Source organism: Nostoc sp. FACHB-892 (assembly GCF_014698795.1).
In the GTDB taxonomy this organism is placed as follows: Bacteria; Cyanobacteriota; Cyanobacteriia; order Cyanobacteriales; family Nostocaceae; genus Nostoc.
This window is the reverse complement of sequence record NZ_JACJTR010000031.1, coordinates 1-12,300: the sequence shown is the minus strand read 5'-3', so window position 1 is coordinate 12,300 and position 12,300 is coordinate 1. Positions and strand designations below refer to the sequence as shown.

The window sequence follows — 12,300 nt, the reverse complement described above, 5'->3', positions numbered from 1 at the left end:
ATCATGGAACCTCTAATACAGCCATCCTACTATTCAGATACCGAAATTTTTCAACGAGAACAAGTATTGATATTTCAGAACCTATGGAATTTTGCTGGATTTACAACAGATTTGCAAATCCACAATGATTACATATGTGCAGACATTGGTGGCAAGTCTGTCACCGTTCAGAACTTTCATGGTGAATTACGAGCATTTCTCAATGTTTGTTCTCATCGCTTTAGTAAAATTCACCACCAACCTCAAGGAAATGGTGCATTGAAGTGTCCTTATCATGGATGGGTTTATAATTCTGAAGGAATTCCTGTAGCTATTCCATCAGTACAGCAATTTGATATAAATAATATAACAAAAGAATCTTTGAGACTGGAAAAATGGCTAGTTGAGGTATGCGGTAAACTAGTTTTTGTCAAAAGAAATGATGATGGTATCACGTTAAAAGAGTTTTTAGGGAGTATTTATGACAAAATAGCTAACTTTTCGGAGGCATTTGGTCAAAAAATTAATGAATATCAACTTAAAATCAATGCTAACTGGAAAATAACTACGGAAAATACTTTGGAAGGTTATCATGTTTTTTCTGTTCACAAGAACACCTTCAGTAAATATGGTGTTCCAGCAGAAAAAAAATATATTTGTAATGAAATCCATACTGCTTACAGTGATATAGGTAATATTAAATATATTGAAAAATCCATAGAAGCTATTTTACTGAAAAAGGCTGAGTCTGTAGTTCAAAATAGACCATTAAAGTTAGGTAGCTACTATCATCAACTTATTTTTCCAAATTTAACGATTGCTACAAATGATGGAATTGCATTTTACGTTCAAATTAATCAACCCATAAATCCAGTAGAAACAAAGTTAATTAGTCATGTTTTTGTAAGTAAGTTGGATATTAAGTCCGACCTTGAGCAAAGTATTATTAATACATTAACTCAATCATTAACGAAAATATTCTTAGAAGTTTGTGAGGAAGACAAAGCTATTTGTGAAATAGTTCAGCTAGGCATCTCTTCACGAAATGAAGGGGGTGGCATTTTCAGCTTGGAAGAACAACGTGTTTATGAATTTCATAAAGCTTACTGTAAACTTATGAACTTTAGCCTATCAGAAAATTTGAAAACCTCAATTATGGAAAGCGTACCTTAACGCACTAAGGCACCTAATCTTAAAAAAAGATAGTGACTGTTATCTCTAGGTTAAAGAATTCAATTACGGTACGAAACGCCCTTAGCGCCTTCCCTTTGCCCAAGGACTAACGCTAAGAGATATGATTTATACTTTCTACTATCATAAATCTGGTTTATGCAGCATAAATTATAAAAATAAATTGAGATATTTACTGGGTTTTCTCACAATGAAATTAGTTCATCTTCTTATAAAAACTTCTTGGGTAAAGGTTATTTTTGCTACTTTATGTGGATTAACTAGTGGAATTACAAATGTCGGATTAATTACCATTATTAATTTAATGTTACGGGAAGGTCAACTACAAAAAAGTAATCTTTTTTGGTATTTTGTGCTTCTTTGCTGCTTACAGGTGATCAGTTCTACAGTTACTCAAGTATTAATTGCTCGATTAGCACAAGGAGTTACTTTTAATTTACAACAGCACTTTGTTTTTTGCATTATAACGTGTCCATTGAAGCAAATTGAGAATATTGGTATTCCTTGCCTATTAACAGCTTTAACTGAAGATATACAATCTATCTCAGCTGCTTCTCTAGCACTTTCTGACCTTTCTATAAGTGTTGCTATACTAACAACTTGCTTGTTCTACCTTAGTTGGCTTTCCTCAACTTTATTCTGTTTGATGTTTATTTTTATGTTAATAGGTATTTTTTACCAACAAATTCTCATCATTAAAGGCATCTATTTTCTTAAACGTACACGTGAATACCAAGATAAATTATTCTATCATTTCAGAACTGCTACTGAAGGAATAAAAGAGCTTAAACTCCACTGTGTAAGGCAGGAAGAGTTTTTGAATTATGATCTGCATATAACTACCAAAAATTTAAGTAATTATCGTGAAAGAGCAAGCAATTTCTTTTCAGTTGCTGCTGGTTCAGGGCTTTTATTATTTTTTATTCCCATTGGTTTATTATTCTTTTTCATAGCTCCGTTATTCGATATTCCGTCTACGGTTGTTTCTGGCTATGTTATAACAATATTTTTTATGATGTCACCATTTAGAGTTTTATTAGTTAGTTTACCTGTACTTAGCCAAGCTAATATCGCTTTAGCAAAAGTAGAATCATTGGGATTGTTATTAGCAGTTAATCAGACAAAAAAAATACTAAAATTATCGCCAGATAATCAATTATGTGACATTCCTCAAAAAAATTGGAAGTCAATACAGTTAGAAGAGGTTACCCATACATACCGAGGAGAAGGAGAAGATAGCAAATTTATGTTAGGACCACTAAATTTAAATTTTTATTCTGGAGAGTTAGTATTTATAGCAGGAGGTAATGGAAGCGGCAAATCTACTTTAGTGAAACTAATAACAGGATTATATATACCTGAAAATGGCATTATTCGCTTTAATGAGCAAGATATAAATGATGAAAATAGAGAATGGTACTCCCAGCAATTCTCTGTTGTATTTTCAGATTTTTATTTGTTTGAACGCTTTCTAGGTTTAGATAATTTTATTATCAATAATAAAGCTCAAGAATATTTATCTCAATTGCAACTTGAACATAAAGTTACAATTAAAGATGGAGTACTTTCTACAACTGCATTGTCTCAAGGTCAACGTAAACGTCTTGCTTTACTTACAGCTTATTTGGAAGAACGACCAATCTATATTTTTGATGAATGGGCATCTGACCAAGATCCTATATTTAAAAAAATTTTTTATACTCAACTACTACCTGATTTAAAAAGCAAAGGTAAAACTGTTATTGTAATTAGCCATGATGACCAGTATTTTAGCTGCGCTGACCGAATTATTAAGCTTGATTACGGTAAAGTTATATTTTCAGAGTAAGTAATAGAGAAGGTGATTTTGAAATGTAGAATGCATCTTGAAAGGCAATTCTCGCGATGTTTCGGTTTGCTTATAGGAATTTGAATTAATTCTAGAAAATGTATAAGAAATACCTGAATCTTCACTAAGCATTTAATGCAGCATGTTAAAATTAAAACGCAAGAGGTATGTAAAAATAAGTAAGGGACTATTTATAATAATTGGAATATTATTTTTATGTGCTGCGTGCGATTTAATAGAAGCAAAAAATAATATTAGTAATCCATCACCTATAAGTAGAAATACATTAAGCCGCGTCTTAGCATTAGGAAAACTAGTGCCTGAAGGTGATGTTATTAAGATTTCAGTTATAAATGCCAGAGATAGTAGGGTAAACCAACTTTTAGTAAAAGAAGGAGATTTTGTTAAAGCTAATCAAGCCATTGCCATTTTACAAGGGAGAGATAGAGTTGAACAGCAACTTCGTGACGTGCGCGCGGATGTAGCAATTAAACGAGCGCAGTTACTTAAAATTAAGCAAGGTGATGTAAAACAAGCAGAAATTACCGCACAACGGGCGACTATTGGCGAATTAGAAGCACGAATTAAAACTGAGACAAAAGTTAAGCAAGCAGCTATAGCGCAAGCTACTGCAACAATTCGTAATGCCCAACTAAAATTTGAACGTTATTCAGATTTAGAAAAACAAGGCGCCATTAAACGTTCTGAGTTCGATGATGCAAGAGAAGAATTTGAAAAAGCTACGGCAACGCTAGCTCAAGCTATTGCAGAATTAGATTACACTACGTCAACTTTAACAGCACAACTTGCAAAAGAAAATGCCAATTTAAAACGTTTACAAGAAGTTCGCCCAGTAGATATTGAGATTGCCTCAAGAGAACTAGAACAAGCACAAATTCGTGTTGAACAGCAGAAAGCCGTGTTGGATGATACGTTAGTACGAGTTCCTATTGCCGGACAAATATTACGTATTAACACTCGTGTGGGTGAACAGGTAAATCAAGATGCGGGTATTGCCGAACTTGGAAGAACAAATCAAATGTTCGTAACTGCGGAAATTTATGAAACCGATATCGTAAAAATTCGTCCAGGGCAAAAAGTAACAATAAAGAGTGAGTATGGAGGGTTTACAGGTGAGATATACGGTGCCGTTGATAGAATTGGTCTACAAATTGGCAAAAGTCGCCTTAACCAAGACCAATACAATCCTACGACGGATATAAACGCGCGCGTCGTCGAAGTTGCTATTCGTTTAAATCCAGAAGACAGCAAAAAAGTTGCTGCGTTAACAGGGATGCAAGTACGAGTCAAAATAGATGTTTCATCATGAAAAAATTATTTAACTTTGAGCCTCCTTTAGCTTGGTCACAATTATCACACCAAAAAGTACGGTTCGCAGTTGCGATTACAGGAGTTTGTTTTGCCAATATTCTTATGTTTACTCAGCTTGGATTGTTAGCAATGCTGACGCAAGGAACAACAAAGTTACATAGAAGTTTAGGTGGTGATTTAGTAATAATTTCTTCATTTGCTCAAAGTTTGCAATTTCGGATTAACTTTCCGCGTGCTTATTTATTTCAAGCTGCGGCAGTTGATGGGGTTGCGTCGGCAAATCCTGTGTATATTGGACGTGCAAATTGGGTTAATCCGAAGAGATTAGAAAAGCAGCAGGATATTCTAGGTAAAAAAAAGGTGCTGAGTCTTCGTGAACTTTTCGGTAACGAAGTAAGGATTATTGCTATTAATCCTGCCCAACCGGGGATATTAAATATACCATTAGTCAATAAGCAATTAGCAAAAATTATATCAGCAGATGCTGTATTATATGACCAATTAGCACAATCAAGTCTAGGTGATATTCCTGAATTATTCACTCAAAACCAAGAAGTTGGAACTTTGATGGATAACCGTCGAACTTATGTAGTGGGACTTTTCAGTATGGGGAGTACTTTGTTTGAGAAAGGTAATGTGGTCATGAGTGATTGGAATTATGCTTTACGCTATGGTGCCAATAGTCTTAAAGGCGCTATGATTGGTGTGATAAATTTAGAGAAAGGCGCCAATATTAAGACTGTTCAAGCAAAACTGCGCGCGACTTTACCAGACGACGTAGTAGTACTTACTCCTACTGAGTTAGTGGAGCGTGAACTCCAATATCAAGCAACTGAGGTAAATGGAGTAGTTTTAAGGTTTGGGACTATAGTCGGTTTTATAATCGGAGTGATTATTATTTATCAAGTCTTATATACTGACATCAGCGAGCATTTATCAGAGTACGCAACTCTTAAAGCAATGGGCTATGCAGACCGTGCGTTGCTTTTAATTGTCTTGCAAGAAGGAGTTATTCTAGCTGTATTAGGATTTATACCTGGTTTTATTGCTTCTTGTGGTATTTATCAACTCTTAGTCGTGCTTACACGTATACCATTAGTCATGCAAGCGAGTGTTGCACTTCAAGTTTTTATATTAACTATATTAATGTGTAGTATATCAGGCGCCATTGCTACAAATAAATTGCGCTCCGCCGACCCTGCAGATGTATTTTAGTATGGTGTGACTTTACCCAATGACGCACAAGCGATTGTTCAAAGTATAAACTGGTTCTTGGCAACTTTTGGTGATCTTGGTTGGGGGAAGGCAGAAGGCAGACGGCAGACGGCAGAAGGAAGAGGAAGGAAAAATTCCCACAATTGAAGCATAGCAAGGATTATAGAACATCTGCATCACTTGAAAGCCGTAAGCGATCGCCCCTTGAAGTCACAAATCCCACGCCTGGATAAGAAAACGTTTTAAACCCTTCTGCCCTCTGCCTCCTGCCTTCTGCCTTAAAGCGCGTAACCTTTCATCATCACCAAAATCTGACAAGAACCTATAAACTTGCCAGAGCTAAATTAAAGTAAAAGCTTGCTTATCTGAAAACCCAATTAGTAAAAAATTGCTTATAGTCACTCATTGGAGTAATTTTTTTATAAGCTATTAATTTTATAATAATAATTAGTAGTCCTAATGGTACTAGTTTATGGTTTCACAGACATTACTTGTCGGTGGAAGGATAAGACTGCCGGAACTGAAACCATAATATTGCCGTAACAAAGGCTAAAAAGCTTATTATTGCATTAACAACTCGCCACAAAAATTTAGCGCCTGGAATGATAATATTGCCGAAAACCAAAAACGACACGTAATCACGGATCAAAATAGTTAAATTGGTTGAGTGCCATCCCTCAATTATTTAAATATAACAATAAGAAACTTATAAGAAATTTAAAACTATGACAGTCAACAAAGTGGAAATGAAAGATGCTTCTGTAGAAAGTTTCAATGAGATTAAAAGTCATGATACTTTCTCAATGGGTTGTGTTGTCAACTCATACAATGAATGGGATCCACTTGAAGAAGTTGTTGTTGGGAGACTAGAAAATTCTATGTATCTTCCTCAACATAAATATTTACTAGGAGGAATTCCCCAAAAAATTTATAATAATCTGTTACTTATCGGCGGAACTAGAGTTGACAAAAAACTGAGTATGCCAGCGCAAAAAGAATTGGATGAATTTATTCATATTCTTGAAGCAGAAGGTGTTAAAGTTAGGCGACCCAGCGTAACTGATTTTAGTCGCAAATTTTCTACACCAAATTGGTCATCTAAAGGCTTTTGTTCGGCTTGCCCCAGAGATTGTTTTTTAGTAATAGGTTCAGAAATTATTGAGGCGCCAATGTCATGGAGAACCCGTTATTTTGAAACTCACGCCTATTATCACTTGTTTAAAGAGTATTCTGAACAAGGAGCAAAATGGATTTCTGCTCCAAAGCCACCTTTACTAGATTCTCTATATGACAAAAATTATACAGTTCCAAAAGATGGGGAAAAGATGCGATATGTGATTAACGAATCTGAGGTTGTTTTTGATGCAGCAGATTTTGCGCGTTGTGGTCGAGATATTTTTGTAACAAAAAGCAATGTTACCAATCAGGCTGGTATAAATTGGTTACAAAATCATTTGGGTGACTCATATCGCATTCATATTATTGAGACGCATTCTAAGCAACCTATGCATATCGATACTACATTTGTACCTCTTGCACCCGGAAAAGTTATGATTAATCCAAAATACGTTGATATTAATAGGTTGCCATCAATTTTAAAATCTTGGGATATTTTGATTGCACCTGAACCCGTCATCGTCAACAGAGGTTTTTTTAATGAAACTGCTACTTTATGTAGCATGTGGTTAAGTATGAATGTTTTAGCACTTGATGAAGAGCGGATTATATGTGAAAGAAATCAGGAGCCAACAATTCGAGCCTTAAAAGATTGGGGATTTAAACCAATACCGTGTGATTTTTTACATTTTAATCCCTTTGGAGGCGCCTTTCATTGTGCAACTTTAGATATTAGGCGCCGTGGAACCTTGCAATCTTATTTTTAATCTCTTGCAAGTTTGTTTTTAGCTGTATAAAATATCTAAATTCAGTAAATCACAAAGTTTTTTAGAAGCTTTACCACGTAAGCATTCAAGCGAAACACTATTTTCCCAATAAACTACCTTCCAATAAGCATTTCAGGCAATGATATTAATTGGTGTACAAGCGTTCGCAATTAATAAGCTTTGTTAGGCTGCTTTGAGAGTAGGGCTGAAACCATTGTTTTTACGTAGTTATCCGAAAGTTCGTGATTTACTAAAATTGTGCAGTCAACTACCTGTCCCTGTCATTGCCAAAGAAGTCGGTAATGGTATATCCACTGTAATGGTGGAAAAACTCATTGCAATTTTTTGATGTGGTGTGTGGCTCAAAATGTAGCGGACTAAATTCGATGGGAGTATAGGATATTATGATGCTTATTCTTACAGCCTTCATATTAGGGCTAATTACATTATTAACGATACTAATATTGCTGCTGTTGATTGTATTATTCCGTCGTAAAAAAATCAACAAGTATGTACATAGGCTAATTCTTGAAGAAATTAGGGATAATTTACAGTCATACGAGAAAGACGTTGCAGAAAATAGTTTTAATACGCTGCGACTTGACGTACAACTATACGGCAAAGAGCAAGCAGCAAATAAGCTAAGAGAGATAAGATTGCGATTAATACGTAATGGTCTTGATAGCTTGGCTTCATTAGATAAGCTTACTATTACTCAATTTTTTACTATTGCTCTAGAAGACTTAGGAATCTCTTTTATGCTGACTAAAATACTAAACTTAGTTCCACGCTTTCTGCTTGTTTATTGTGTAAAGCTGCTATTTAATACAAAGGATAATTTTTATGGAATAATACCGTAAGCAATAGATGAACCAATAAATAAAGTTTTATGCTAAATCTTTATAGACTTTAATCCCTTTGAAGGCGCCTTTCATTGTGCAACTTTAGATTTTAGGTACCGTGGAACCTTGTAAGCAGGATATTCTAGATAAAAAAAGCGCTGAGTCTTCGTGAGCTTTTCGGTAACGAAGTAAGGATTATTGCTATCAATCTTGCCCAACCGGAATATTAAATATACCGATCCGCCGACCCTGCAGATGTATTTTAATATGGAACCAACTATTGCAATTGAAAACCTAAATCATTCTTTTGGTCAAGGTAAATTAAGTAAACCTGTATTGAGCAATATAAACCTGAGTATATACTCTGGAGAAATAATAATATTGACTGGTCCATCCGGCAGTGGAAAAACAACTTTACTTTCATTAATCGGTGGACTGCGTTCCGTACAGTGTGGCAGCTTAAAAATCTTTAACCAAGAAATGCGTGGCACCAGTAAAAAGCAACTAACGCAAATCCGCAATCAAATTGGATTTATTTTTCAACACCATAATTTACTTAAATGTCTCACTGCTTATAATAATGTCCGAATGTCACTCAAACTTCATCACGAAATTCCCAAATCAGAACATCGTCAGCGCGCTGTTGCAATTTTAGAAGCAGTTGGATTAAGAGACCGTGTGGACTATTACCCAGAGAAATTATCGGGAGGACAAAAACAGCGAGTTGCTATAGCACGTGCATTAATTGCTCAACCAAAGTTAGTACTCGCAGATGAACCTACTGCTTCATTAGATAGCAAAACTGGACGTGACGTAGTAGATATTATTCAAAGCCTTGCCCAAAAAGAACAGTGTACAGTACTTTTAGTTACTCACGATACGCGCATTTTGGATATAGCTGACCGTATTATTAATATGGAAGATGGGCAATTGCACAACGTGCTATGAGAGTAAAACTCTAAATCCGCACTTGATTGGTAAAGTTTTATAACAAAGATTCTCAGTCTTCCATAAGGTTTCATAAAAAATTGTAATTAGTTTACTGAATGGAGAAAATTATGCAAACAACATCAGTGGTGCCAGGATCACAGGGCAGAGATATTAGCTATCAAATTCTTACTGAAGATAATTTAAAAAGTGCTGTTGAATGTATTTCTAATACTTTTTACCTTGGAGAACCAATGACAAAGGCTTTGGGCATTACGCTAAAAGAATTTAAACACTTTACTGGTATTTTGGCAAAGAAAGCTATCATAAATAAACTTTCAGTTGTGGCAATTGATAATATTACTCGTAAAGTAGTAGGTGTGTTAATTGCTGAAGACTTCATGACTGAACCCCCAACTAGTATTAAGACTGTTTCGCCAAAGTTTTTGCCAATGTTTGAAGTTATAGGAACTCTTGATGCTAAATATAGAGCAAAATATCCAGTTAAATTAGGCGAGCTATATCACCTACTTATGGTAGGTGTCTATAGAGAATACGCAGGACTTTCAGTTCCATTAACAAGGACGGCAGAAATCATTGCTCGCTCAAAGGGATATGTTGCAGCTATTGGAGAAACTACAAACCCTATTGCATACAAAATTTATACTAAGCGCTTAGGCTTCAAAGACGTTGAAGGGGTGGAACCAATAACTTATGCTTCTTTTAAATACTCTGGCAAGCGGATATTTGCGGATATTTCTGACTGTATTAGTTGTCAAATTATCCGAAAGGATTACAGGGTTTGAGTGGGAGCAATGCGATTTTGTTAAATCTGCCATTACCAAAACAATCAAAAATCACTAGTACAGATTAAAAAGTATTTTTTCTTATACTTATATCTTGCACCTAGCCGAACAAACCCGTAAAAGGCAAATAAGAAGTACAAAAATGTGACGGTAGATGAAGGATAAGTGGACTTCCAGAGAATAAAATATACAGTCAATAAATAGAGTTGTTGGGAAATAACTGAGAGTTCAGTTGAAATTTTGCCCCTGTGGTTTTTGATTTAATTTTCATGCTGCCATTAAGTAACTGACTTTTCACGGGAAGTCCTCAAGCCTCGAAAAAGCGTGCCTTTTTCCACAACCTAATTATCAATAGCTCTAAGTTAATAAAAATAGCTAACGGAAAAATTAGGGTTTAGGAAACCGCTAAAATAAAATGAGCTTTTCCACATGACTTGAATCTGTCAGGTTTATATTGAGATTCATATTTTGCACTTTTTATCCCTAACTCTACTCGTTGAAGTATGTATGCAGCTATTTTAATTGGAGATCAATTTTCAAACTATGCACAAAAGTGCAAACGGGAGCATCTCAATTTTTAAAGTGACTCAAACCGACAATAATCCATTAAGGTAGGCACAGCGATGGGCTAGGACTTGAGGGACATTTTCTCGCTTCCATTGAGCACCGGAAATCTTAGTGCGCCGGTCAACTTGTTTAACGGCAGATTCAACAGATCCAGAACCAATAGAACAAATTTCTTGGGAGCATCCCAGTTTTTTGCAAAGAGGGCGAAAATCAGTCAGGATAAGTAAGACGAGTATATTTATCCACTGATGACTCCAGAACAAAAGCAAGCACTTCAAGAACATCAAGCTTTAGCATTTTGACTACCACCCCTACTCCATCGTCTCTGATGCCCCGATACACTAGAGAATTAGAACTTTCATATATCTTGTCTTGGATGGTAATACCAGGTAGAGCAATCATAGAGCAACTCTTGAGATGATAATCTGGCATAACCAAAACTATACAGCAATCCAGCTATCTAGATTTTTCATCTTCTGAAATCCTATTTGGTTTTGTTCATTTCTAGCTAGTTGCAGAGTGATGGCGTTCACTTACAAGCGCTGTATCAATATGTAGAGCGTTTCTACAGCACTCGTTTGACAACTGGCATAGCACGGGACACCAGTTGCGGAAAGTTTTGCCACATCCCTCGTACAACTTAACTTCCTTACTGTCCCGTTGTGGTGATATCTCCATTGAAAGCGTCAATAATTTCTCTTCCACAACAGTAAGATTTGGTCGATTCAGCTTCCCCAATAACTGCAACAGGCTTTTGACTGTCTCCTCCAGCGAATCTGAATACACTCGACCGATGCGATCACCTACGGTGGGCGGTTACGCCATCGCAAATCACCCGCATCTGCTCACGCTCCGCAGGCAAGTATTCGCTGCACCGCATCTTTGACAATGCGATGAGATGGTACTTTCCCGTTGGCAGACTCTACAGCTTGCTTCCATGCTTCGGGCTGAATGTCCGGCTCAAGCTTGGACAGTGGTCTAACTTGCCACTCATTCGTCGGCAAAATGTGATCGGAACGATCACATTTTTGCTCTAAGTTATCAAATATTACTGCTGCATCCATTAGAAGATAAGACTGGCGACGATTATGGCCAAAGCGATGGCTTCGCCAACGCCAAGCGCGAACGCGGCAATACTCCTCAAAGGTTTTGTGAGTAGAGCGATATAACTTGCGATCCCGTAATTCCATTAATGCCTTTCCTGCCTCAAAAAAGGCCCGTTCCACCTTTCGCTCCAAATGCAGGCGGTAAGCGTAGCCATGCCGTCAGGCTTATCGCTCTGCTCCTGCTCGGTTAATTCTGGAACTTCAACAGCAGTAACGTCAATGATTGCTGAAGCTGGGTCTTCTGAAGGGGTAATGTCTGAGTTGGGAAATTCTGGATTGTGTGATGCGGAGATGGTGGCTTTTTTTGCGGTTACGGGGTGGGGCAGCAAGTCAACATCTTAATTCTTTTGGGCAATATGAAAAGGCTCTAAACGGTCAAGTGCAAGCGGATGTTTGGCTACGATGGGAGCAAATAGCGGTGAAGTATTTATACAGAATCTGACCAAAGTTACTAACCTCTCTTCATTGCGATCAGTAAAGCAACGCCTCGAATTGTAACTGCCTTCTCAATTACTCATTTTTGTTTCTCGTATGAATGAATCATCTGTTGGATTGTTTCGGTTTCGCCAATTTCATAAAGACTGATCAAACCATCCTCAATAGTAAAAATTTGCTCAATTGTTG

12 protein-coding genes and 1 pseudogene are annotated in these 12,300 nt (G+C 36.5%); 8 read left to right on the top strand and 5 right to left on the bottom strand.

Annotation, left to right across the window (positions count from 1 at the left end; translation table 11 throughout):
* The first annotated feature begins 3 nt into the window (after window positions 1-3).
* The 8 genes from H6G96_RS28690 (at window position 4) to H6G96_RS28655 (ending at window position 10,003) form a co-directional block, all read left to right on the top strand.
* Window positions 4-1,152 (top strand): aromatic ring-hydroxylating dioxygenase subunit alpha, encoded by a 1,149-nt coding sequence (locus H6G96_RS28690; protein ID WP_190915905.1) that lies wholly within the window; start codon window positions 4-6, stop codon window positions 1,150-1,152.
* Window positions 1,153-1,360: 208 nt separating this feature from the next.
* On the top strand, window positions 1,361-2,998 hold the full coding sequence (locus H6G96_RS28685; RefSeq protein WP_190915903.1) for a cyclic peptide export ABC transporter: 1,638 nt from the start codon (window positions 1,361-1,363) through the stop codon (window positions 2,996-2,998).
* 142 nt (window positions 2,999-3,140) lie between these two features.
* The gene (locus tag H6G96_RS28680) at window positions 3,141-4,328 is read left to right on the top strand and encodes an HlyD family efflux transporter periplasmic adaptor subunit (protein ID WP_190915900.1); all 1,188 of its coding nucleotides are present in this window, start codon (window positions 3,141-3,143) and stop codon (window positions 4,326-4,328) included.
* Window positions 4,325-5,545 (top strand): ABC transporter permease DevC, encoded by a 1,221-nt coding sequence (gene devC, locus H6G96_RS28675; protein WP_190915898.1) that lies wholly within the window; start codon window positions 4,325-4,327, stop codon window positions 5,543-5,545. Before H6G96_RS28680 ends, devC begins: the two co-directional genes overlap by 4 nt.
* Window positions 5,546-6,270: 725 nt before the next feature.
* Window positions 6,271-7,428, top strand: a complete 1,158-nt coding sequence (locus tag H6G96_RS28670) for an amidinotransferase (RefSeq protein ID WP_242063425.1) — start codon at window positions 6,271-6,273, stop codon at window positions 7,426-7,428.
* A gap of 404 nt (window positions 7,429-7,832) precedes the next feature.
* Window positions 7,833-8,288, top strand: coding sequence for a hypothetical protein (locus tag H6G96_RS28665; protein ID WP_190915896.1), 456 nt, complete (start codon window positions 7,833-7,835; stop codon window positions 8,286-8,288).
* Between the two features lie 249 nt (window positions 8,289-8,537).
* A complete protein-coding gene (locus tag H6G96_RS28660) occupies window positions 8,538-9,218 on the top strand; it encodes an ATP-binding cassette domain-containing protein (protein ID WP_190915894.1) in 681 nt (226 codons plus the stop codon).
* A gap of 110 nt (window positions 9,219-9,328) precedes the next feature.
* Entirely contained in the window at window positions 9,329-10,003 is a 675-nt protein-coding gene (locus H6G96_RS28655; RefSeq protein ID WP_190915892.1) for a hypothetical protein, read from the top strand.
* Window positions 10,004-10,590: 587 nt separating this feature from the next.
* Here H6G96_RS28655 and H6G96_RS28650 read toward each other — a convergent pair.
* The 5 genes and pseudogenes from H6G96_RS28650 to H6G96_RS28630 form a co-directional block, all read right to left on the bottom strand.
* Window positions 10,591-10,749: pseudogene (locus H6G96_RS28650) on the bottom strand (ISKra4 family transposase); the annotation flags it as partial.
* A gap of 31 nt (window positions 10,750-10,780) precedes the next feature.
* Complete coding sequence (locus tag H6G96_RS28645) at window positions 10,781-10,972, bottom strand: hypothetical protein (RefSeq protein WP_190915890.1); 192 nt, start codon at window positions 10,970-10,972, stop codon at window positions 10,781-10,783.
* A 102-nt stretch (window positions 10,973-11,074) separates the two neighbouring features.
* The gene (locus H6G96_RS28640) at window positions 11,075-11,356 is read right to left on the bottom strand and encodes a hypothetical protein (RefSeq protein ID WP_190915888.1); all 282 of its coding nucleotides are present in this window, start codon (window positions 11,354-11,356) and stop codon (window positions 11,075-11,077) included.
* 59 nt (window positions 11,357-11,415) lie between these two features.
* The gene (locus tag H6G96_RS28635; RefSeq protein WP_190915886.1) at window positions 11,416-11,760 is read right to left on the bottom strand and encodes a hypothetical protein; all 345 of its coding nucleotides are present in this window, start codon (window positions 11,758-11,760) and stop codon (window positions 11,416-11,418) included.
* Window positions 11,760-12,005, bottom strand: a complete 246-nt coding sequence (locus H6G96_RS28630; protein WP_190915884.1) for a hypothetical protein — start codon at window positions 12,003-12,005, stop codon at window positions 11,760-11,762. The genes H6G96_RS28635 and H6G96_RS28630 overlap by 1 nt, the downstream gene beginning before the upstream one ends.
* Window positions 12,006-12,300: the final 295 nt, after the last annotated feature.